The following is a 22772-nucleotide window of genomic DNA, read 5'->3' as shown; positions in this document are numbered from 1 at the left end:
GGGACGGGGCGGGGGTCGTGCGGGTCGTTCGGTGGGTCGGTTTCGTTTCGTGAGCAGAAAAGGTCGGGTGCGGGGCGGCGACCCGACCTTTTCTGCTCACGATCCGCGCGTGGCTGGTCCTCCACACGGGAGGCCCGGGGTGCGTTGTGCACAGAAGTCGCGTTCGGCGCGCGGGCAGTGGGCGCGGGGCGCGAACGTGGTCGTCATGCGAGCACGACCACTTCCGACACCGCTGCGCGGGCGCGCGTTCGACGTCGGTGCCGCCGACCGCGCGGGCGTCTCCCGACAACGACTCCGACGGCGTGACCTGATCGGGCCGACCCGGTCGATCCGATGGGCCCGTGACCGTCCGCCCGACCCGGTCCACCGGATCCGGGCGTTCCGGCCGGTCCTGGTTCCCGGGCAGTTCATCAGTCACGTCTCGGCGGCGGTCCTCTGGCAGCTGCCGGTCCCTGCCTCGGACGACGGACCGGTGCACGTCACGAGTCCCCTGCCGACCGCACAACCACGACGCCACGGGGTCGTCGGGCACCGCATCACACCGGACCGTGCCCGGGTGACGGAGCGGTGGGGGATGCCGACGAGCACACCCGCGGCGCTGTGGGTGGACTGCGGTGCGATGCTCTCGGTCGACCAGCTCGTCGTGCTCGGGGACGCCATCGTCACGGAACGACGGTGCGGGACGACGATCGACGACCTCGCTGCCGCTGTCGCCCTGGCCGGAGCACGATCGGGCGTCCGACGACTGCGCGTGGCACTCGAGCTCGTGCGGGTGGGGGCCGGTTCGCCGCAGGAGACCCGAGCGCGGCTGGCGATCGTCCGCGCGGGGCTGCCCGAGCCCGAACTGCAGGTCGACGTGCTCGACGAAGCCGGTCGGTTCGTCGGCCGCGTCGACCTGGCCTACCCGGAGCAGCGCATCGTCATCGAGTACGAGGGCGACCACCACCGGACCGACGCCGAGCAGTGGGGCCGTGACCTCCGCCGCTACCGCGAGATGGAACGACTCGGCTGGGCGGTCGTCCGGTGGACGAAGTCCGACCTCGACACCCCGGCGTTCGGCGCGGTCGCACAGCTGAGGTCGCTGCTCGCGCGCCGGGGGTAGCGTCCGCGGCATGGCGACGCTGCTCATCACCGGAGCCGCGGGCCGGATCGGGAGCGCCCTGCGTCCTCGACTGCGGTCCGCGGGACACGACCTCGTGCTGCTCGACGAACAGCAGCCCCACGATCCGGTCGTCGCCGGGGAACGGTTCGTGCCCGGATCGGTGAACGACCCCGCGGCGCTGGACGATGCGCTCGCCGGGGTCGACACCGTGGTCCACCTGGCGGGCATCCCGACCGAGGCCGCCTGGGACGACCTGATCGCGGCGAACCTGACCGGCACGAAGAACGTGCTCGAACGGGCCGCCGCCGCCGGGGCGCTCCGGGTGGTGCAGGCCAGCTCGATCCACGCGGTGGGGCTGGTGCCCGAACCCCTCGACCAGCCGGGGAGCGTGCCCGGCGACCGGCCGCCCCGTCCGGACACGTACTACGGCGTGACGAAGGCCGCGATGGAACTGCTCGGCAGCCTGTTCGCCGACCGGTACGAGATGTCGATCGTGTCCGCGCGGATCGGTGCGTTCGGTGCGCTGCCGCCGACGACCCGGGGGCTGCTCATGTGGACCTCGCCCGACGACCTGACGCGCCTGGTCCTCGCGACCGTGGCACTCCGCGACCCCGGGCACCACGTGGTCTGGGCCCTGTCGCGGAACACCGGGTCGCCGGCTGACCTGTCCGCCGGGGAGCGCATCGGGTTCCACCCCCTCGACGACGCGTCCGCCGTGCTCGATGCGGACGCCTGTGCGGCCCTGCCGACCGACGACCTGAGCACCCTCGGCGGCGGGATGGTGCACCAGCCGCTCGGCGAACGCACTTCGTGAGCAGAAGAGGTCGGGTGACCTGATGTCACCCGACCTCTTCTGCTCACGAAGCGTGCGCGCGGCCGCCCGCGTGCCCCGCGCCCGCGCCGCCGCGCCCCGCTACCCGATCAGGCTCGGGCGCAGGTCGCGCAGCGTGCGGGAGCGGGTCTGCCGCGCCGTGACCACGAAGGACACCAGGAGCGCCCCGAGCAGCCAGCAGAGCAGCACGCCCGCGTCCGACCACGCGGCACCGAGGTTCCCTCCGTACATCGTCTGCCGGATCGCGTCGACCGAGTACGTCATCGGCAGCGCGAAGTGCAGCGCCGCCAACGGCCCCGGCAACGTCTGCCACGGGAACGTCCCGCCGGCGGTGACGAGCTGCACGAGCATCAGCACCAGGCCGAGGAACTGCCCCACCGATCCGAGCAGCACGTTGAGCGCCATGATGATCGCCGCGAAGGTCGCCGAGGCCAGCACCATGATCCCGATCGTGCCGCCGACGTGCACCACGTTCAGGTCGAGGGCGAAGCGCACGATGAAGAACAGCGCCACCATCTGCACCAGGCCGAGGAGCGCCGGGGTCAGCCAGCCGCCGAACACCACCGCGAGGGGCTTCCGCACCGCCGTGATCGCACGCTTCGAGATCGGCTTGAGGATGAGGAACAGCGCGTACATGCCGATCCAGGCCGCGAGCGAGATGAAGAACGGCGCGAGGCCGGCACCGTAGTTCGACGCGGCGGCGACGTTGTCGTCCCCGACCTTGACCGGGTCGGAGATGACCGAGGCCTGCGACGCACGCTCCGAGGCGTTCGACGCCGGGATCTTCGTGCGGCCCTCGTCGAGCGACGACGCGAGCTTCGACGAGCCGGTCGTGAGCTTGTCCAACCCTGACGCGAGCGACGAGGCGCCCTGGTCGGCGGTCTTCGCACCGGTCGCGAGCTGCGACGCACCCGACGACAGGGTCGGAGCGGCCGAGGCCAGCTTCGATGTACCGGCGGCCACCTGGGCGGTCCCCGATGCGAGCGTGGACGCCCCCGTCGCCGCCGAGGAGATGCCGGAAGCAAGCGTCGGCGCCGCGGAGGCGAGCGACGACGTACCGGCTGCGACCTGTGCGGAGCCGTCTCGGAGCTCGTCCACCGAAGACTTCGTGCTCTCGTAGGTCTTCTTCGCCGAAGCGCCGGCGCTGTTGACCCGGGTGACGGCATCGGTGACGGACGACTCCAGGGCGGTCTGCTGGTCCTTCGTGAGCTCGACGCCCTCGGGCAGGTTGTCGGTGATGCCTGCGATCACCGTCTTGGCATCGAGCGGCTGGAGCGACTCGACGTCGGGGCTGTAGGAGTCGACCGTGTCGGCGAGCTTCTTGTTGCCGGCCGCGACCCGCTGCGCCCCACTGTCCAACTGCTGCGTCTGCGACGGCAGCGCCGCCGTCTGCTGCTGTGCGCTCGCCAGCCCGGACGCCAGGGTCGACGCCCCCGACGCCACCTGCTGCGCCCCGCTGTTGAGCTGCTGGGTCTGCGACGGCAGGTCAGCCGTGCCGGACGCGAGCTCCGCTGCGCCGGACGACAGCTTGCCGGTGCCGTCGGCGAGCGTGTGCGCACCCCGGTCCGCCTTCTTGGTGCCGGACGCGAGTTCATCGGCCCCGTCGACGGCGTCGCCGAGGCTGTCCCGCACGTCGGCGAGCCCGACGAGCAGGGTCTTCGCCGCCTGCTTGCCGACGCGCTCGGCGACGGCGGTGCGCATGGTCTTGCCCGCCTGCTCGGCGATGGTCGAGGCCAGGTACGAGTTCGTGTCGGCGGTCGTCATGACGAGCTTCGCCTGCGTGGGGTCGTCGGACTGCGCGGACACCAGGTGCTCGGAGAAGTCGTGCGGGATGGTGACGACGAAGTCGTAGGTGCCGTTGCGGACGCCGGAGCGGGCGTCGGCGGCGCTGGTCTTCGTCCACTTGAAGTCGGCGCCGTCGATGGCCTCCTTCGTGACGTCCTTGCCGTAGTCGACGTGGTCGCCGTCCAGCGTGGCGCCGGCGTCGAGGTTCACGATCGCGGCGGGGATCTGGTCGAGCTTCGCGTACGGGTCGCGGTTCGCCCACAGGTACGCGCCGCCGTAGAGCAGCGGCACGATCATCAGCGCGATGAACGCCAGGCGTGCGAGCGGGGTCGCGGTGAGCCGCGCGAGTTCTGCGCGGACGAGCGAGGTGGTGGTCACTTCTGTGCCTCCGTCGGGACGGTTGCGGATGCTTCGGTGACGGAAGGAGCGGCCGGGAGGCCCGGCTCGGTTCCGTCGGTTCGGGCCACGTCCTCGGGGTCCTCGGTCTGGGGCGTCGCGAGCGTCGCGACGTCGTCGTGCGTTTCGATGCCGTCGTGCGTGTCGATCGTGTCGAGCAGGTGCTCGACGGTGGTGGCAGCGGCCTTCGAGGTCACGAGGACCACGGTCACGCCCCGTCGTGCGACGTCGCGGACCACCTGGAACCAGTCCTCGACGGCGCCGCCGTGCCGTTCGGGCGAGGTGATCACGATGCCGGTCACACCGTCGCGGAGCAGGGCGAGTTCGACCAGCAGCCGGACGCGCACGACGGTCGGCACCCGCTGCACGGCGGTGTCGACGTAGTCCCGCAGTCCAAGCTCGTCGAGCACGGTGTCGACGTGCTCACGGTTCGGGCGCTGCCCGGCGAACGCGAGCTCCTCGCGCACGATCTGCTTGAGGGTCATGACGGGGAAGGGCTCGGCGACCCCGGGGGTGTCCACGAGGGCGAACGAGCGGCGGACGGCTGCCGGGTCCTCGTGGCCGTCGAGCAGCAGCCGGCCGGTGTCGGGCTGCATGCGGCCACCGGCGACGAGTGACGCGAGCACTGGTGCCTGTTCGGTCTCGACGGCGAGGACCCCGGGGCGTCCCGGGGCGGCGACGGCGGAGACGACGGGCAGGGGTGCGCCGGGCTCCTCGCCGATGCCGACGTGGTCGAGTTCGAGCGTCATGCGTGGTCCTTCGGGGCAGGAGTGGGAGCAGCGGGTTCGGAGAGCAGTGCCGTGCGCCAGTCGATGCCGGCCATGCCCAGCGCCGACACCACGACCATGCGCCGTCCGTCCTCGTCGCTCGTGCCGGAACGGGTGGCCTCGTCGAGGACGGCGATGCACGCACCCTCGACCAGACGGCCGAGCGTCTCGGGGTCGACGTCGTCCCGCATGGCACCGTCGGCGATCCCGAGCGCGCACGCCTGGCGTACCTGTGAGCGCAACGGCGCGAACACCTCGGCGACGGGTTCGGCGAACGGGCTGCGGACGGCGACCCGGGCCATCGAGCGGACGTGCGACACCTCGGTCCAGAGCGTCACCGCGATGGCGGCGAGGCGTGCGGCCGGCGGGAGCTCCTGCAGGTCCGATGCGGTGGGCATGGCCGCGGCGATCCGGGCCGCGCCGGCGGTCACGACCTCGCGCACCAGGTCGTCGCGCGAGGGGAAGTGTCCGTACACCGCACGGCGCGAGAGTCCCGCAGCCGCGGCGATCGTCTCGATCGAGGCGTCCGGGTCCTGCTGCAGACAGGTCTTCGCCGCGTCGAGGAGGGCTGCCCGGTTCTCCGTGGCGTCGCGGCGAGGCGCGCGGGAGGGCTGCTCGGTGGTGGTCACGCACCCCATCCTAATAACGTGCACACGGGTGTGCAACTTAACAGGTTCGGTCCCCCGGACGAGGGGAGTCCCCCAAAGTGCGGACTGTCTTCCCTGAGAACGAACGCATAGCTTCACAGGAATCTCATGCGAACCACGGACTGAGCCAGGAGTGCCCTCTTTGAACCGTGCAACACCGAACACCGACCCGAACCCAACCCCCCATCGCTTCACCCGCGTCCTGACCGCCGGCATCGCCGTCGCGGCCCTCGCGTGTGGCGGTCTCGCAGTCGGGGGCGCGGCCTCCGCAGCTCCGGCCGGGATCTCGGTGGCCGACCTCAAGCTCTCCGCCCCGCTCCGTGACGCCAAGCCGACGAAGACCGTCGCCGCGTTCGTGCGCACGACCGGCCAGGGTGCCCTCGAAGTGGACGCCAAGGCGAAGGGCGGGGACCTGACGAAGTCGCGGACCCAGTCCTCCGCGGCCAAGAACCGCGTCGAGGCGATCCAGTCGACCGTCGCCGCGGTGCGGTCGGCCGTCAAGCGCGCCGACGCCGACGCGACCGAGCTCTACTCGACGGAGTACACCGTCCCCGGCGTCGCGGTCGTCGCCGACGTCGACGCGTTCCGGAAGATCGCCGAGCGCTCCGACGTCGAGAGCATCATCCCGCTCACGCCGAAGAAGATCGTCGAGCCGACGGTCAACGAGAACGCCGACGCCGCTCCCTCGGGCGTCGACCCCAGCCTGGTCCAGCCCGGTGCCGACGGCGTCGCGCCGAAGAACGCCGCGAGCGACGTCTACACACGTTCGCTCAACGCCTGGCAGCAGACCGGCCACACCGGCAAGGACGTCAACGTCGCCGTCCTCGACACCGGTCTCGACTACACGCAGGCCGACTTCGGTGGCCCCGGCACCACCGAGGCGTACCAGCAGGCCCTGGCGAACGCGAGCGGCGGCGCCCCGGACCCCAGCCTGTTCGACGCGTCGAAGTTCCTCGGCGGGTACGACTTCGCTGGTGCGACCTACAACGCCGACCCGTCGGACCCGGACGCCTACGACCCGGTGCCTGCTCCCGACGACAACCCGATCGACGGCAAGGGCGGCGACCACGGCACGCACGTGTCCGGCTCGATCGCCGGCTACGGCCTGACCGCCGACAAGCAGCAGTTCGACGGCGACTACACCAAGCTCACCACGCAGCAGGTGCAGGACATGTGGATCGGTCCGGGCACCGCGCCCGAGGCCGGCCTGTACGCCCTGAAGGTCTTCGGTGACAACGGTGGCTCGACCGACGTCACCGGTGCCGCGCTCGACTGGGTGGGCCAGGCGCTCACCGAGGGCAAGGACATCAACGTCCTGAACCTGTCGCTCGGCTCCGACTACGGCGCACCGGACGACCCCGACAACGCCAAGATCGACGCACTGACCGCTCGCGGCGTGCTCCCCGTGATCGCCTCGGGCAACGCCGACGACTTCACCGACATCGGTGGGTCGCCGGGCAACGCCGAGGGCGCGCTCACCGTCGCCGCGAGCGCCACCGGCCAGTCGCTCTACGACGGCGTGCAGGTCACCGCACCGGCCGACGTCGCGAAGACCTACCGCTCGCAGTACTCGTCCAACTTCAAGGGCACCCTGCCGGTCGAGGGCGACGTCGTCGTCCCGACCGCGAACATCGACGGCTGTGCCGCGTTCAGCGCCGCTGACGCCGCGAAGATCAAGGGCAAGGTCGTCTGGCTGAAGTGGACGGACGCCGCGCTCGAGTGCGGTTCCGCCGTGCGCTTCGGCAACGTCGAGGCCGCTGGCGGCGTCGGCGTCCTGCTGGCGGGCACGCTCGACACGTTCGAATCCGGCATCGGTGGCAACGCGACCATCCCGGGTGCCGAGCTGACCGCGAAGAGCGTGGCGAGCCTCCAGGCCACCGCGAAGGCGGGGACCCTGCACGTGCGCTTCGCGGACGAGCTCAAGGGCTTCGAGGTCGCCATCGAGGCGGACGCCGTGAACACGCTCGCGTCGTTCACCAGCCGTGGTGTGCACGGATCGTTCGACGACATCGTCAAGCCGGACATCGCCGGCCCCGGGGTCAACGTGATCTCCGCGGCCAACGGCACCGGTGACGGCCGCATGTCGATGAGCGGTACCTCGATGGCCACGCCGGACGTCGCGGGCATCGCGGCGCTGACGTTCCAGTCGCACCCCACCTGGTCCGCCCCGCAGGTCAAGGCGGCCCTGATGAACACGGCGACGCACGACGTGAAGGACGGCAACCGTTCGGCCACCCTGCTCCGCCAGGGCACCGGTCGCGTGGACGCACTGCAGGCGGTCACCGCCGGCACCACGGTCCGCAGCGCCGAGAACGACCAGCTCGTCACCGCGTCGTTCGGTGTCGTCGAGGTCGCCAGCGGGACGAGCGAGACCCGCACCCTGCAGATCGACAACACCGACAGCACGGCGCACACGTACAACGTGTCGTACCAGCCGCAGGTGTCGCAGCCGGGTGTGACCTTCGCGCTCAGCTCGAAGCAGGTCACGGTGCCCGCCAACGGCACCGCGTCGGTCACGCTGACGTTCTCGGTCGCCGACGCGACGAAGCTCCGCCGGGTCATCGACCCGACCCAGGAGGCCGTCCAGCAGGGCTACCAGCGCGAGTTCGTGGCCGCCGCTTCCGGCATCGTGGCGTTCGCGCCGACCGACAGCTCGCTCAACCCGATGCGCCTCGGGGCCTACGTCGCCCCGAAGCCCGTCAGCGCGGTGCGGGCCCGGACCACGGTCTCGTTCACGGGGCCGGGCAAGTCGGCCTCGCTCACGCTGAAGGGCCGCACGCTCGACCAGGGCGGACTGACGACCGGCTACCACGCCGCCGTCGCTCCGTTCGTGCTCGGCGGCACCGACCCCGCCGAGGCGTTCCCCGAGGGTTCGGCGACGCGTTCGCTGCAGGCGGCCGACGTCCGTGCCTACGGTGCGTCGTACGACAAGTCGTCGGGAACCCTGGCGTTCGGCGTGCAGACCGCTGGACCGGACGCGAACCCGGGTGCCGTGACCAACGTCGAGGTCCTCATCGACACGGACCGTGACGGCGAGCCCGACTTCCTGGTCTACAACGCGAAGTCGGCTGCCGTGGACGCCACGTTCGCCACGACGGTCGACCTGGCGAAGGCCGCCCTGGACGACCCCGACGTCGATCCCGTCGTCGACGTCCAGCCGCTCAACGGCGGTGCGCCGGGACAGGACGTGAACACCTTCGACAGCTCCGTGAAGGTGCTGACCGTCGCTGCGAAGGCCATCGGTTCGTCGAAGAAGTTCGACTACACCGTGCTGACGGAGTCGGCCTACGCCCCGGGTGCTGCCACCAGCGGTTCCTCGGTCGTGGACGAGACGAAGACGGCCACGTTCGACCCGTCGAAGCCGAAGCTGTCGTTCTCGCAGGACGGCACCACCGGCGTGCTGTTCGCCGACGCCGACTCGCTCACGGTCACCCGTGCCTCGGGCGTCACCAAGGCGACGGTGCTGCTGCTCCACCTCGACAACGCGGCGGGCAAGCAGGCCGACACGTCGACCATCAACGTGGTCCCGCCGAAGCTCGCGCTGGCGAAGGGGAGCAAGGTCACGGTGAGCGGGACGGCGAAGGTCGGCTCGGCCCTCACCGCGAAGCACGGCACGTGGAGCACGACGAAGGCGACCTACAAGTACCAGTGGCTGCGTGACGGCAAGGTCGTCAAGTCGGCAACGGGTACCAAGTACAAGCTCGGCTCGTCCGACGTCGGGCACCGCATCAGCGTGCAGGTGACGGCCCACGCCTCCGGGTACAAGGACGGCACGGCCAAGTCCGGGGCGACCGCGAAGGTCACGCGCCGCTAGGACAGGGTGCGCGCGCGGTTCACGCGCCACATGGTGAGCAGAAGAGGTCGGGTCCCGAGTGGGGATCCGACCTCTTCTGCTCACCAAGCGCTGGGCAGCCTCCTGAACGCGTGTTCGGGACAGGTAGTTAGACAAACTAGTGAAGTGGTGCCAGTGTGGCTCCCATGCAGAGCACGCTGAACCAGCTCCGGTCCAACCCGGTCGAGTGGCGCCGTCGTGGACTCACCCCGCCGGACGTCATCCAGGCCATGATCGAGCAGCGCCTGGCCGAGCCGGGGCACTCCCAGCCCGTCGGCGACCCGTCGTACCAGGACTTCTTCCGGAGCTGATCCGGGGTCGGCCTGGCGGTTCGGGACGCACCGGCAGACAGACGGGAGGCGCGGTGCCAGCTGGCACCGCGCCTCCCGTCTATACGTCGGTGACGTCTCGGACGTCACTTGCCGATCTTGCCGTCGGCCGCGTCCTCGGCCTTGCCGATCTGGTCGCCGTGTCCGCCGCCGGTCGCCTTGTCGGCCGCGTCGCCCGCCTTGTCGAGGCCGGCGTCCGTGGCCTGCTCGCCCTTGTCGCTGTCGGCGAAGTCCTTCGCCTTGTCTCCGATGCCGCTCATGTCGTGCTCCTTCCCTGGTGGATCTGGACGGGTCCGACCGTGCTCCGACCGATCCGGACGGACATCCAGGTGCGCTCGATGTGGACAAGCGGCCCGCCGTCCACAGGACGTCACAGCGGGTGACGCGCAGGTGACCAGCCGATAGACTCGGGTGGACCACCGGCCCGGACGGCCGTGTGCGGTCCTCCGCCAACGTGAGGAGAACCAGATGCCCGCAGCAGTCATCATCGGAGCCCAGTGGGGCGACGAGGGCAAGGGGAAGGCCACCGACCTCCTCGGCTCCCGCATCGACTACGTCGTGAAGTTCAACGGCGGCAACAACGCCGGCCACACCGTCGTCGTCGGCGGCGAGAAGTACGCCCTGCACCTGCTGCCCTCCGGCATCCTGACGCCCGGCGTGACCCCGATCATCGGCAACGGCGTCGTCGTCGACCTCGAGGTGCTGTTCCAGGAGCTCGACGCCCTGCGCGCCCGCGGCGTCGACGTCTCGAAGCTGCTCGTGTCGGCCAACGCCCACGTCATCACGCACTACCACCGCACCGTCGACAAGGTGACCGAGCGGTTCCTGGGCAAGCGCCAGATCGGCACCACCGGTCGCGGCATCGGACCGACCTACGCCGACAAGATCAACCGCGTCGGGATCCGGATCCAGGACATCTTCGACGAGAACATCCTGCGGCAGAAGGTCGAAGCCGCCCTCGACCAGAAGAACCACCTGCTGGTCAAGGTCTTCAACCGCCGTGCGATCGACCCGGAAGAAGTCGTCGAGTCGCTGCTGTCCTTCGCCGAGCGCCTGCGCCCGATGGTCGCCGACACCGCCCTCGAGATCCACCGTGCGCTCGAGCGCGGCGAGACGGTCCTGTTCGAAGCCGGCCAGGCCACGATGCTCGACGTCGACCACGGCACCTACCCGTTCGTCACCTCGTCGTCCGCGACCGCCGGTGGCGCCGCGACCGGTTCGGGCATCGGCCCGGGCAAACTCGAGCGGATCATCGGCATCGTCAAGGCGTACACGACCCGCGTCGGGGCCGGTCCGTTCCCGACCGAGCTGTTCGACGAGTCGGGCGAGTTCCTGCGCGCCAACGGCTTCGAGTTCGGCACCACCACCGGCCGCCCGCGCCGCTGTGGCTGGTACGACGCCCCGATCGCCCGCTACACGGCACGCATCAACGGTGTGACCGACTTCGTGCTCACCAAGCTCGACGTCCTGACCGGGCTCGAGACGATCCCGGTGTGCGTCGCGTACGAGGTCGACGGCGTCCGCGTCGACGAGGTCCCGGTCAACCAGTCCGACTTCCACCACGCGAAGCCGGTGTACCAGGAGTTCCCCGGCTGGACCGAGGACATCACCGGAGCCCGCACCTTCGACGACCTGCCGAAGAACGCGCAGGACTACGTCCTGGCGATCGAGGCGATGTCCGGCGCACGGATCTCCGCGATCGGTGTCGGCCCCGGCCGTGACGCCATCGTCGTGCGGCACGACCTGCTCGGCGACGACGAGCGTGCCGACCAGCGCGCCGGCGAGCGCACCGACGCAGCGTGACGATGCGGATCCTGTTCGTCTGCAGCGGCAACATCTGCCGGTCGCCGCTCGGCGCGCAGGTCCTGACGGCACGACTCGGCCCGGACGCCCCCGCGTTCGTGGTCGAGTCGGCCGGCACCATCGCCGACGACGGTGCCGCGATGGACGCCGCCGCGGCGGAACAGTCCGTCCGGCTCGGGGGCGACCCGTCGGCCCACCGGTCGCGGTACCTGACGGCCGAGATCGTCGAGCGCGCCGACCTGGTGCTGACCGCCGAGCGATCGCACCGTGCAGCCGCCGTCTCCCTGGCGCCCCGGGCCTCCAAACGGACCTTCACGATCAAGCAGTTCGCGCGGGTGCTCGCGGGCCTCGAGCCCGGTGACCTGGCCGACGTGACGACCCCGCAGGAACTCGTGGAGCGTGTCGCGCGGCTGCGCGGGACGGTCCCGCCGCCCGCCGACCCGGCCGACGACGACGTGGACGACCCCTACCGTCGCTCGACGGCGACCCACCAGCGCGTGGCCGACGAGGTCGACGTGGCCCTGACGGGCATCGCGGACGCATTGCGCGCCGTGGTCTGACCCCCTGACGGACAGGAGGCCCGGTGTCAGCTGACACCGGGCCTCCCGTTTGTCCGGACTGCTCGTGTCCTGCGAGTGATAACGATTCTCAGTTGCATGTAAGGTCGCTGTGGCAGCGCGCAGCGCTGCGTCCCCGCCTCTCAGCAGACCAGGAACCCATGCGTCCACGCTTCCTCATCGGTGCGCTCGCGCTCGCCGTGATCATCCCCGGCGCGCTCCTCGTGCGCCCCGCACCGCCCTCGCCCGACCGACCGCTCGCGGACTCCGTCCCCGCCTGGACCGCACACGCCGAGCGCGGTGACCCGGTGACCGCCGACGAGTTGTCCCTCACCGTCCTCCTCGACCCCGTGCGCCTCGACCGCGCCCCGGCCGTGGCGACCTGGTTGCGCGGTGCCGGGCTCCACGTCGGCCCCGTCGAGCGCTCAATCGCATCCCTGCCCGTTCGCGGGACGGCCGCGCGCATCGCGGACGCCTTCCACACCTCCTTCGCGCGGTGGGACGTCGCCGGACAGAGCGCCGTGGCACCGGTCCGCGCCCTCGCCGTGCCACGCGGGCTGACCGCCGTCGTCGGCGTGTCCGGAGCCGTTGACTCCGACGCCGTCCGACCGACCGAGACGACCACTGCAGCAGCGGTGGCACCCACCCCGGCACCGGGTGAGACCGTCCCGCGACCGCCGGTCCTGGCCGACGACGGACAGTGCGCAGCATGGTGGGGCGAGCGCCTCACGACGGACTGGCCCGCATCGGTGCCGGTCACGCACCGATCGAACGCGCTGTGCGGGTACCAGCCGGCCCAGTTGCGCGAGGTCCACGACGTGCCGGCCGGGTACACCGGACGCGGCGCGACCATCGCGATCGTCGCCGCCTACGACGACCCCGACGTCGAAGCGAACACGGACACCTACTTCCGGGCGGCGGGCGCCCAGCCGTTCCGCTCGGGGCAGTACCAGCACCACGCTCCGGCGTCGCCGGACACCTCCCGCTGCGGCGGGCCGCAGAGCTGGACAGAGGAGCAGCACCTCGACGTGCAGGCGGTGCACGCGATGGCCCCCGACGCCGACATCGAGTACTGGGGTGCCGACGACTGCAGCACCACCTCGTTGTTCTCGCGGATCCTCGACGTCGTCGAACACGGCAGTGCGGACGTCATCAGCCTGTCGTTCGGGTCCACCGAGGACCTGGACACCGCGGACGACCGGACGCTGCTGAACCGGGTGCTCGTCGAGGCGGGGGCCCGGGGCATCTCGGTGTTCGCGTCCTCCGGCAACGACGGCGACAACAGCGCCGTCGGTGACCACGACTCCGGCCCCGACGTGTCGTCGCCGGCGTCCAGCCCGTACGTGACCGCGGTCGGAGCGACCAGCACCGGGCTCGCCCGTGACGGTTCCGTCGCGGTCGAGGCTGGTTGGGAGACCGAGACCCGCTTCGCGCGCAACGGTGCCCTCATCCCGCCGGGCTTCGCGTACGGCGCCGGCGGCGGCCAGTCCGACGTCTACGACCGACCGACGTGGCAGCGCCAGCTGCTCGACGAACCGGGGACCGGGCGACTCGTCCCCGACGTCGCGTCGATCGGCGACCCCAACACCGGCTTCGTCGTGTACGGCCCACACAAGGGCGTGACCGGCTACGTCACGCACGGCGGCACGAGTCTGGCGACGCCGATGGTCGCCTCGATGGTCGCCATGGCCAAGGCCGCCACGGGGGTCCGGATCGGGCTCGTCACGCCGATGCTCTACGAGATGCTCGGGACCGACGCCGTCCGCGACGTCCGCCCCGCTTCCGCTGCCACCTGGTCGCCGCGCGGGCCCGATGCCGGAGCGCTGTGGCCCGAGACCCTGTTCCTCTGGGACACCGGTCGGCAGGGACTCCGGTCCGCACCCGGCTGGGACGACGTGACCGGGGTCGGCGTCCCCGCCGGCCGCGCCTTCTTCACCGCGTTCGCCGAGGAGGCCCGCCGATGACCGATCGTCCACGCACCAGTTCCGTCATCGCGCTCGCGGCCTCGGCGCTGCTCGGCATCGGCCTCGTGGCGCCCATGCTCGCGCTGCCGGCCAGCGCGGACACCGCGGCCGACGGCACCACCCTCGCCGCCGCGTCGGGCGTCGAACTGACCGACATCGACGGTGGCACGCTCACCGCACCGACCCCGGCCGTGCGCTGGGACTCGGGCGACCCGACGGTGGCCCGGGTCGACACGACGCAGGACGTCCTGAAGCTCAACACCACCCGCACGAGCGGTCTGCGCTCGGAGGCCGGCCCGGACGGGGCGACCTCGACGATCGCGAGCGGGGAGTTCACCCTGCGCGATCGTCCCCCCGTCGTGTTCACCGGACTCCGCGCCGCGTGCACTCCCGGCGGTACCCCCGCGGTGTCGTTCGACCGCCTGACCATCGACGGCGACGACGTCACCACCGAGGCCACCGCGACGCCCGGGTGGAGCCGCGACCTGCCGGAGTCCCGTTACGGCGCCACCAAGGTCGTCGTCGGCAGCACCACGACGGCCGCCGACGGCACCACGACGACGGTCGCGCTCCGCATCGACGCCGAAGCCGGTGCCTCCGAGATCTGGCGCGTCCGTGCCGGATCGGTCTCCTGCGCGGCGGGTGACCGCTGGCCGGCACCCACCCCGACGCCGACGCCGACGCCCACCGCGACCCCGGCTCCGACGCCTGATCCCGCGCCGCAGCCGACCCCGGCCCACGGCGACGCCCTCGCCACCCGGAGCGTCAGCGGTGTGCAGGTGACTGCCCCGGACGGAACCGTGCTCATAGACGGGCAGCCCACGGTGACCGGCGTCGCGAAGCGCACCGCCGACCGGGTCGACGCTGCCGACGGTTCCCCGTCGACCGCACGTGGGGTCACCGTCTCGACTGCGGCGGACGGTACTTCGGACGTGCACCTCGACTCGTTCGAGCAGATCCCCGACCGGGCCTCGGACCCGGTCGCGGAGTACCGCTGGCCAGCGCTGCGCGTGTACGGCCTCGACGCCCACCTCACGCCGGAGGGGACGATGACCGTGGACTTCGCGAACGAGTCGAACGCGGTGTTCGTCAACGGGGTGTGGATCAACACCGCCACCGACCTGTACACCGGCGTCGACGCTGACGGCAAGGAGCGGGTCAGCGTGGCCTTCGGGGAGCGCACGGTGCACGCGGACGGCAGCACGACCCTGACCGCGCTGCACTACCGTGACCTGACGGGGGCGCACCCCGACGTGCGGCTCGGCGCCGTCACGATCCCGGCGAGGGCGAGCAGCCCGACGGACGCTCGGGTCACCGCCGCCTTCGGGGTGGGCGTCCGGGGGACGGACGGTACGGCGCTGGTCGCCCCGCAGCCGCGGGTCACCAGTGCCGGGGAACACCGTTCCGCCGCCCGCATCGACGCGACCGCCGGCTACCCCGCCCGGGCAACCGACGTCACGGCGGCGATCGGGGACGACGGCGACACCGCGACGATCTCGGTCGGGCACTTCGAACAGATCCCGGACGAGGCCACCGACCCCGTCGCCGCCTACCGCTGGCCGGTACTCCGCGTGAACGGGCTGCACGCCGAGGTGACGGCGGCCGGCACGATGACGGTCTCCTTCGACGACGAGTCGAACGCCGTGTTCGTCAACGGGGTGTGGATCAACACCGCCACCGACCTGTACACGGGGCTCGCCCCGGACGGGACCGAACGGGTTCGCGTCCACATCGGCGAACGGACCGAGAACCCGGACGGGACCGTCACGCTCACGGCGCTCCGCTACGAGGACCTGACCGGGACGCACCCCGACGTGCTGCTCGGCCAGGTGACGTTGGCGGCGGCGCAGCCCGCCCCGGACCCGACCCCGGGAGGGGGCGGCACCACGCCGACACCGGAGCCGCACGACCCGGCCATCGCACGCTGGCACGCCTTCGCGCTCCGGGCATCCGGACCGAGCGACGTCCCGGCACAACCCGTCGCTGCGCCCGCCGCCGACGGCACCACCGTGACCGAGCGGGCGGACGAGGTCGGGGACGGCGCCACCGGACAGCTGCGTGTCGACGGGGTCACGGTGCGGTCGGCGAGTGACCGCGGCGAGGTCCGACTCGAACGGGTCGTCCTCTACCCGGGCACGAGCATCGCCGGCGAGCTCCGTGACGTCCGTGTCCGGGTGACCCACGGCGGTGCCACCGTGACGACCGCGGGTGGGCGGATCGCGGGCACCACCATCCCGGCGGGCACGATCCGGTCGAACACCCGGATCGCCCTGCCCGGCGGGCTGGGGAAGGTCGTGCTCAACGAGCAGCGGACCCGCGGGCGGGACCGGACAGTCACCGCGCTGCACCTGAGCGACCCCGCCGGGTTGGCAGCCGACGTGTCGGCAGCGGTGGTCACCACGGCAAAGGTCGATCCGCCCGCGAACGGCGGGAATGGCGGGCAGGGCGGCGGCAGCGCAGCCGGAGGCCCGGGCAACGAAGCGGCTCCCGGTGCCCTGACGCCGGACGGCACGAGCCCGGCCGGTACGAGCGGTACGAACGGCATCGGGACGGGCAGCGGAGACCTCGCGTTCACCGGTGCCTCGCTCCTGCCGGGCCTCATCGCGGCGGTGCTCCTGCTCGGTGCGGGTACCGCGATGGTGGCGCTGCGGCGTCGACGGCGCGTGCGCTGACCGCAGGCCCGCGGGATCGCGGGACGTCAGGCCCGGTGCCGGTCGGCACCGGGCCTGACGTCCGCCGCGTGGGGGAGGCCCGCGCGACCGCCACGTGCGAGGATGACTCATGCCCGTCGTCGAGTCCCGCTGCGTCATCCCGGTCGAGCCCGACGTGGCGTTCGCCGTCTCGCAGACACAGGGAGCGATCCGCAAGCGGTGGGACCCCTTCATCCGCCGCCAGCACCTGATGGACGGCGCGACCGTGCCGGCGAAGGGCGTCCGCACGTACACGGTGCAGCGGTTCGGGCTGGCGATGGAGAGCGAGTACGTCTCGTACCACCCGCCGTCGAACGTGGGGATGAAGATGACGAAGGGCTCGTGGTTCTTCGAGCGCATGGGCGGGGGCTGGCGCTTCACGGCGGCCGAGGGGCAGCCCGGACACACGCTCGCGGTCTGGCGCTACAACTTCACGTGCCGGCCGAAGTGGCTCGCGCCTATCGCCGAGCGCATCGGCGTGCTGGTGCTGCAGCGGGACATCGACCGGCGCATCCTGGGGTTCGCCCGCGGCTGCGAGGACCCCGTCGTCCTGGCCCACGTGGCCGCACAGCGCGCTGCCTGACCGGACCCGCGAGACGCCGGCGTCTGCGCACGACGACGGCGCGTTCAGGAGTGCCGAACCGGCCGACCGGCACTTGCATCCTTCGATGGAACTCCCGCAGGTGCATCCCGAAGCCGGTCGTCCCCGAGCGCCCGGTTTCCTAGCGTCGTCTGCATGACGAACACCACCGAAGTCCGGCCCACCGCCGGCACCGCAGCCCGCGACCGAGGGGGTGTCCGCGGCCTCATCGCCCGGCACCCGCTCGTGTCCTTCTTCACCATGGCACTCGGCCTGAGCTGGCTCGCGTGGGTGCCGTACATCCTGTCGCCGCACGGCATGGGCGTGTGGGACATCCACTTCCCCGAGGTCCTGGGCAGCGGACAGTTCACGGGCGTCCTGCCCGGGGCGCTCCTCGGCCCGTTGGGCAGCGCGTTCATCGTCACCGCGGTCGCCGACGGTCGCGCGGGGCTCCGCCGCTGGGTGGGACGGCTGTTCCGCTGGCGGGTCGCCTGGTACTGGTACGCGCTGGCGCTCGTCGTCGTGCCGGCCCTGATCGTCGTGTCCGCGCTGCCGTTCGCCGGTGGTGACGTGCGGGCCCCCTCGGCCCTGGCCTTCGCCATGCTCGTGCCCGGGCTGGTCATCCAGCTGTTCTCGACCGGCCTGAGCGAGGAGCCCGGCTGGCGCGACTTCGCCCTGCCCCGCCTGCAGCACCGCTTCGGAGGCCTCGGCGCCGCAGCGATCCTCGGCCCGATCTGGGCGCTCTGGCACATGCCGCTGTACTTCAGCGACTGGGGTGGCTGGCCGAACGCGCACTGGAGCGAGCCCGTCGTGTTCGCCCTGTTCACCATCACCTTCAACGTCGTGATGATCCAGGTCTTCAACAAGACCCGCGAGAGCCTGCCCCTGGCCCTGCTGCTGCACGTCGGCGTGAACAACACGATCTCGACGCTGTTCCCCGAGATGTACCCGAGCATGACCGCCGGCACGCTGATGATCGGCCTGACGATCATGTCGACGATCGCCGCCGTGGTGCTGCTCGCCGTGACCCGCGGCCGCCTGGGCTACGACCCCGCCCGACGCGCCCTGCCCCTCGACGCACCGGTCCCCACCCGCGCCCGCCTCGTAGGATCCAACGATGGCACCCGCTGAGCACGACGCGCTGCGCGCACCGGCCGAGCCGGCAGCGCAGCGCGAGCCGGCAGCGCAGCGCGAGCCGGCAGCGCTGCGCGCCCGCCGCGTCGACGTCTTCGTCGCCCTCGGCACGGCCGTCGTCGCCCTCGGACTGCTGCTCGGCCTGCCGCCCCTGGACAGCCTCGAACCGGACGGCCCCGCCCTGGCACTGGGGGTCCCTGCAATGTTCTCGGGCGCCTGGACCGTCTTGGCCCTCGGCCTGCTTGCCCAGTCGGCCGCCCTGCTCGCCGCCCGTCGCGCACCGCGCACCGTGCTGATCGTGGTCGCCGCCCTGCCGGTGGTGGTCGCGGCGCTCGCCCCGCAGTCGTCCGACCTGTTCGGCCTCACCGCACTGCCCGTGGTCGTCGCCGTCGTCCTCGCCGCGCTCCGCGTCCCGCTGGCCCGCCTGTGGCCGACACTCGTGGTCGCCGCTGCCCTGGTGGCAGCCGGCAATGTGGTGCTGGCGGTCGCCGGTGACACCACAGCCGCCGTGTCCGGCTCGCTCGGGCAGGGCGTGCTGCAGGCGATCGGCGCGGTCGGCCTGCCCCTGCTGGTCACCCTGCTCGTGCAGTCCCGCCGCGAGGTCCGCGTCGCCCGCACCGCCGAGGCCAGCGCCGTGAACCGTGAGCAGGACGCCCTGGTCGACGCCGCGGTGTCCCGCGAACGTGCCGCGATGGCCCGTGAGCTCCACGACATCGCCGCGCACCACCTGTCCGGCATCGCACTGATGGCCGCCGTCATCGACCGGCAGATCGACGCGGACCCGGAGCGTGCCCACGAGGGTGCCCGCCAGGTCCGGGAGCAGAGCACCGCCGTGCTCGAGGACCTCCGCCGCCTGGTCGGCCTGCTCCGCGACGACGCCCCTGCCGAGCGCGCCGTCGAGACGGTCGCCGGGATCGTCGACCTGGCCGAACGTGCCCGGTTCCGCAGCGACGTCCGGCTCGACGTGCTGCCGGGGGACCGTCCGCTGGCCGACGGCGTCGGCCCGCTCGCCCAGCTCGCCGCCTACCGCACCGTCCAGGAGGCGCTGGCCAACGCCGCCCTGCACGCCCCGTCCGCCCCGTGCACCGTCACCATCGACGACCGCGACGCGACCCGCGTGGTGATCCGGGTGGAGAACGCACCGGCCACCGTGCCGGCAGCGGGGACCTCTCCCTCGGGCGGCAACGGCCTGCGGGGGATGCGCGAGCGGGCGGACCTGGTCGGGGCGCGCCTCCAGACCGGCCCGACCGCGACCGGCGGATGGCTGGTGGAGCTGGCGCTCGGCCGGGAGGCACCTGCCGCACCCGCGCAGGCCGCCGACGGCCCCGGGGTGGTCGCGTGATCCGCGTGCTGGTCGCGGACGACCAGCCCCTGGTCCGCGCCGGGGTGTCCGCGCTCCTCGGTGCGGAGCCGGACATCGAGGTGGTCGGCGTGGCCGCCGACGGCGGCGAGGCGCTCGCGCTGGCGCGCGAGACGCGACCCGACGTCGCCTGCCTCGACATCCGGATGCCGGTGATGAACGGCATCGAACTCGCCCGGATCTTCTGCGCACCGGACGCCGATCCGGCGATCCCCGCGCTCATGCTGACGACGTTCGACCTGGACGACTACGTGTTCGGGGCGCTCGAGGCCGGGGCCTCCGGGTTCCTGCTCAAGGACGCCGAGCCGGACACCATCGTCGACGCCGTGCGGCAGGTCGCCGCCGGCAACGGCACGCTCGACCAGGCCCTGACCCGGCGGGTGCTGCGGGAGTTCGTGTCACGGCGGAGCCTGCAGCCGGTGTCCGGCGACCGGGCCGACGGCGTGCTGACCGCTCGCGAGCGCGAGGTGCTCCTGCTGCTGGCGCAGGGGATGTCGAACGAGGAGATCGCGGCAGCCCTGGTGCTCGAGGTGTCGACCGTCAAGTCGCACCTGGCGCGGATGCTGCCGAAGCTCGGGGTGCGGTCGCGGCTGCAGGCCGTGGTGTGGGCGTACCAGAACCGGATCGTGACGGTGCCGAAGCAGCCGTAGCGGCCCAGGTGTCAGCCGGCGGGCTCCGGCGTCAGCCGGCGGGCTGCGGCTCGGTGGCGCCGGGGACGACGAGCTGCCAGACGTCGTCGTCTCCGTCGTGGGACAGGTACAGGCGGAAGGCGCCCTCGTCGGCGAGGGGGTCGCCCGAGAGGTACTCGACCGGTTCGCCGCTCGTCTCGCACTGGTCCGACGTGCTGATCACCTGGATCGTGTCGCCGGGGGCGACGGCGTCACCCTTCGTGACGTCGGTGACCGTCGCCTCGTACACCTCGTAGATGCCCTGCGGTTCCACGGTGCGGTCGGTCTTGGTGACGTCGGCGTCGACGACGAGTTCAGCGGCGTCGCGGCGTTCGGCCGGGGTCTTCAGCTGGACGTAGTCGGTGCACCCGGTGCTCTGCACGTTGTCGTCGTTGCTCGAGTTCGTGGGGGCGCCGGTGCCGCTGCCGACTTCGGGGGCGCAGCCCGCCAGGGTGCCGCCGAGCACCACGACGAGTGCCACGACCGGTGCGATCCGTCCCCACTGCATGGGGCGAGTATGGCTCACGACGCGACCGGGGGCTAGCCCGCTGCGCCCTTGGCGCCCTCTGCGGCGATGTGGATCGCCTGCTGCATCCGGACCGAGACCTTCTTCGACATCGCGACCGTCGGGTGGACGCCGTCGTACGTGCGCGAGGACGGCCAGCCGCCGTCGAGCCGGCGGTCGGCTGCCCACGGGTCGACGAACATCCAGCCGCGGGTGAGTGCGTGGTTCTGCAGGTCGCGGTTCAGGATCTCGCCCTGCTTGCGGCGGTCGATGTGCTTCTTGCTGTAGTTCGTGATGTTCGACGGGGCGATCGCGGCGATCACGACGTGGCGCGCGCCGACCTTCTTCGTGATCTTGTCGATGTTGTTCAGGATCGACTTCGTGCTGTACCCGTAGCGCAGGTCGTTCGTGCCGGCCATCACGACGAGGACGTCGGCATCGTGCGCCGAGCTCCGTTCGAGGATCCGCGTCGAGGTGGCTCCTCCGATCGAGGTGCCCCCGACGTTGGCCATCGTCGGGTCCTTCAGCTGCCGCATCCACGAGGCGTCCATGGCCGTGAGCGAGTCGCCGGCGTAGGTGAACGTCAGCTTGCTCGGTGTCGGCGCAGGCGTCGGGGTCGGCACCGGTTTCGGCGTGGCCGTCGGGGCGGTGCTCGGCGTCGGGGCGCTGGTCGGAACGGGCGTGGGCTGGCTCGGCTGGCTCGTCGGCTCCGTGGTCGGGGATGGTGCCGGAACGTCGGTCGGCGCGGGGGTGGGGGCGCTCGTCCCGGTTCCCTCCACGGCGGTCGCGGTGTTCGGGACTGCGGCGAGCAGGGTGCCGGCGAAGACGGCGACGGATGCGGCTGCGGCGATGAAGGGCAGGCGGGAGGAGCGCTGGTGGTGAGGCAACGTGAGCTTTCGTTTCGGGTGCGAACTTCACCACCCTAGAAGTTCCGTGACATGTCATCGTCCCCCAGGTCTGGGGGCGCTGACGGCTCGCGCTGCGCGGACAGACAGATCGTTCCCTGTGCTACACGACGCCGGATCCTGTCCGGGGAACGCACGTTCCCGTTCGGGGGACTGTGCGCGGACGCGTCGGGCTGGTGCAGTGTATGCATGCACATCGAAACGCCGCCGGTGACCACCCCCGACGACCCCGCCCTGCGGGGTGAGGTCATCCACGGGATGATCACGGCGCTGCGTTCCCGTCCGCTGCACGAGGTGACCCCCGAGGTCGTCGCGGCTGCGGCCGGGGTGGACACCGACGTCGTCGGCCGGACGTTCCCGAGCTGGGACGGCCTGCTGCTGGCGACCATCGACCGGTGGAACGAGGAGCGCACCGTGCCGCTCATGCCCCTGGCCGAGCAGCACGGCACCATCCGGTTCCTTCGCGCGATCGTCACCGCGAACGTGGCCGACCCGTCGCTCATGCGGTTCCTGACGGCGACGCTGAACATCGCGGCATCGCCTGAGCACCCGCTCGCACCGATGCTGCACGCCCGGTGGCGACGGTTCCACGCCTTCGTGCAGCACGCGCTGGAGCGGGACGTCCTGCTCGGGCGTGAGCCGAGCACGATGGAACCGGCCCGCGGCTCGGAGCAGCTGCTCGCGACCTACGAGGGGCTGCAGCTGCAGTCCATGGTGCGACCGGAGATGGACCTGCTCGAGGCCTTCGACCGCGCCGTGACGCGCCTGCGCGAGGGCTGGTCCCGCGCGTACGTGCCGCCCGTCTGGGACCTCGCCCGGGTCGGTTGACCCTCCGGGTGGCTCGTCGGGCCGCCCCCACAGACCGAGGACGCTAGGGCGTCCGAGGGCAGACGCTCACCGTCTGCACGCGTCGCCG

At 71.9% G+C, this 22772-nt stretch carries 19 protein-coding genes; 13 read left to right on the top strand and 6 right to left on the bottom strand.

All coding sequences use genetic code 11. The features are described from left to right. Positions 1 to 205 precede the first annotated feature (205 nt). Both DEJ02_RS18335 and DEJ02_RS15680 read left to right on the top strand, forming a co-directional pair. The gene (locus tag DEJ02_RS18335; RefSeq protein ID WP_146249309.1) at positions 206 to 1102 is read left to right on the top strand and encodes an endonuclease domain-containing protein; all 897 of its coding nucleotides are present in this window, start codon (positions 206 to 208) and stop codon (positions 1100 to 1102) included. Positions 1103 to 1112: 10 nt separating this feature from the next. Beyond that, positions 1113 to 1916 carry an NAD(P)-dependent oxidoreductase gene (locus DEJ02_RS15680; protein ID WP_111033714.1) on the top strand — a complete coding sequence of 268 codons (804 nt, stop codon included), beginning with the start codon at positions 1113 to 1115 and terminating at the stop codon, positions 1914 to 1916. A 99-nt stretch (positions 1917 to 2015) separates the two neighbouring features. On the opposite strand, the gene DEJ02_RS15675 is transcribed toward DEJ02_RS15680, so the two are convergent. From DEJ02_RS15675 to DEJ02_RS15665, 3 genes are read right to left on the bottom strand one after another with little or no spacing between them, the layout of a single operon-like run. Next, positions 2016 to 4097, bottom strand: a complete 2082-nt coding sequence (locus tag DEJ02_RS15675; RefSeq protein WP_111033713.1) for a YhgE/Pip domain-containing protein — start codon at positions 4095 to 4097, stop codon at positions 2016 to 2018. Continuing rightward, the gene (locus tag DEJ02_RS15670) at positions 4094 to 4864 is read right to left on the bottom strand and encodes a hypothetical protein (RefSeq protein WP_111033712.1); all 771 of its coding nucleotides are present in this window, start codon (positions 4862 to 4864) and stop codon (positions 4094 to 4096) included. Before DEJ02_RS15670 ends, DEJ02_RS15675 begins: the two co-directional genes overlap by 4 nt. Further along, positions 4861 to 5511: a TetR/AcrR family transcriptional regulator gene (locus tag DEJ02_RS15665; protein ID WP_111033721.1), complete on the bottom strand. Its 651-nt coding sequence runs from the start codon at positions 5509 to 5511 to the stop codon at positions 4861 to 4863. Before DEJ02_RS15665 ends, DEJ02_RS15670 begins: the two co-directional genes overlap by 4 nt. Positions 5512 to 5671: 160 nt before the next feature. On the opposite strand from DEJ02_RS15665, the gene DEJ02_RS15660 reads away from it, so the two are divergent. Together DEJ02_RS15660 and DEJ02_RS18555 are read left to right on the top strand one after the other, a co-directional pair. Next, the gene (locus DEJ02_RS15660) at positions 5672 to 9343 is read left to right on the top strand and encodes a S8 family serine peptidase (RefSeq protein WP_111033711.1); all 3672 of its coding nucleotides are present in this window, start codon (positions 5672 to 5674) and stop codon (positions 9341 to 9343) included. A 164-nt stretch (positions 9344 to 9507) separates the two neighbouring features. Then, the gene (locus DEJ02_RS18555) at positions 9508 to 9672 is read left to right on the top strand and encodes a hypothetical protein (RefSeq protein ID WP_156155336.1); all 165 of its coding nucleotides are present in this window, start codon (positions 9508 to 9510) and stop codon (positions 9670 to 9672) included. Between the two features lie 104 nt (positions 9673 to 9776). Here DEJ02_RS18555 and DEJ02_RS15655 read toward each other — a convergent pair whose 3' ends face one another. Further along, entirely contained in the window at positions 9777 to 9950 is a 174-nt protein-coding gene (locus DEJ02_RS15655; protein ID WP_071404361.1) for an antitoxin, read from the bottom strand. Between the two features lie 208 nt (positions 9951 to 10158). Here DEJ02_RS15655 and DEJ02_RS15650 point away from each other — a divergent pair, with 208 nt between their 5' ends. From DEJ02_RS15650 to DEJ02_RS15605, 8 genes are all read left to right on the top strand, one after another. Beyond that, on the top strand, positions 10159 to 11493 hold the full coding sequence (locus DEJ02_RS15650) for an adenylosuccinate synthase (RefSeq protein ID WP_017886319.1): 1335 nt from the start codon (positions 10159 to 10161) through the stop codon (positions 11491 to 11493). A 2-nt stretch (positions 11494 to 11495) separates the two neighbouring features. After that, the gene (locus DEJ02_RS15645) at positions 11496 to 12053 is read left to right on the top strand and encodes a low molecular weight phosphatase family protein (protein ID WP_258378758.1); all 558 of its coding nucleotides are present in this window, start codon (positions 11496 to 11498) and stop codon (positions 12051 to 12053) included. Positions 12054 to 12211: 158 nt separating this feature from the next. Then, complete coding sequence (locus tag DEJ02_RS15640; RefSeq protein WP_111033709.1) at positions 12212 to 14014, top strand: S8 family serine peptidase; 1803 nt, start codon at positions 12212 to 12214, stop codon at positions 14012 to 14014. Continuing rightward, positions 14011 to 16686: a hypothetical protein gene (locus DEJ02_RS15625; RefSeq protein WP_181440394.1), complete on the top strand. Its 2676-nt coding sequence runs from the start codon at positions 14011 to 14013 to the stop codon at positions 16684 to 16686. Before DEJ02_RS15640 ends, DEJ02_RS15625 begins: the two co-directional genes overlap by 4 nt. A 109-nt stretch (positions 16687 to 16795) precedes the next feature. Beyond that, a complete protein-coding gene (locus tag DEJ02_RS15620) occupies positions 16796 to 17287 on the top strand; it encodes an SRPBCC family protein (protein WP_111033706.1) in 492 nt (163 codons plus the stop codon). Between the two features lie 153 nt (positions 17288 to 17440). After that, entirely contained in the window at positions 17441 to 18415 is a 975-nt protein-coding gene (locus tag DEJ02_RS15615; protein ID WP_111033705.1) for a CPBP family intramembrane glutamic endopeptidase, read from the top strand. Then, positions 18402 to 19760 (top strand): sensor histidine kinase, encoded by a 1359-nt coding sequence (locus tag DEJ02_RS15610; RefSeq protein WP_111033704.1) that lies wholly within the window; start codon positions 18402 to 18404, stop codon positions 19758 to 19760. Before DEJ02_RS15615 ends, DEJ02_RS15610 begins: the two co-directional genes overlap by 14 nt. Beyond that, positions 19757 to 20428: a response regulator transcription factor gene (locus tag DEJ02_RS15605; RefSeq protein ID WP_111033703.1), complete on the top strand. Its 672-nt coding sequence runs from the start codon at positions 19757 to 19759 to the stop codon at positions 20426 to 20428. Before DEJ02_RS15610 ends, DEJ02_RS15605 begins: the two co-directional genes overlap by 4 nt. A gap of 31 nt (positions 20429 to 20459) precedes the next feature. Here DEJ02_RS15605 and DEJ02_RS15600 read toward each other — a convergent pair whose 3' ends face one another. Beyond that, positions 20460 to 20954, bottom strand: coding sequence for a hypothetical protein (locus DEJ02_RS15600; protein WP_111033702.1), 495 nt, complete (start codon positions 20952 to 20954; stop codon positions 20460 to 20462). Between the two features lie 32 nt (positions 20955 to 20986). Then, on the bottom strand, positions 20987 to 21838 hold the full coding sequence (locus DEJ02_RS18765; RefSeq protein WP_146249307.1) for a GDSL-type esterase/lipase family protein: 852 nt from the start codon (positions 21836 to 21838) through the stop codon (positions 20987 to 20989). A gap of 207 nt (positions 21839 to 22045) precedes the next feature. Here DEJ02_RS18765 and DEJ02_RS15585 point away from each other — a divergent pair, with 207 nt between their 5' ends. Beyond that, complete coding sequence (locus DEJ02_RS15585; protein WP_139196581.1) at positions 22046 to 22684, top strand: TetR/AcrR family transcriptional regulator; 639 nt, start codon at positions 22046 to 22048, stop codon at positions 22682 to 22684. The last annotated feature ends 88 nt before the right edge of the window (positions 22685 to 22772 follow it).

Source organism: Curtobacterium sp. MCLR17_042, from assembly GCF_003234695.1.
Classification (GTDB): Bacteria; Actinomycetota; Actinomycetes; order Actinomycetales; family Microbacteriaceae; genus Curtobacterium; species Curtobacterium flaccumfaciens.
This window is presented reverse-complemented; position numbering and strand designations above follow the sequence as displayed.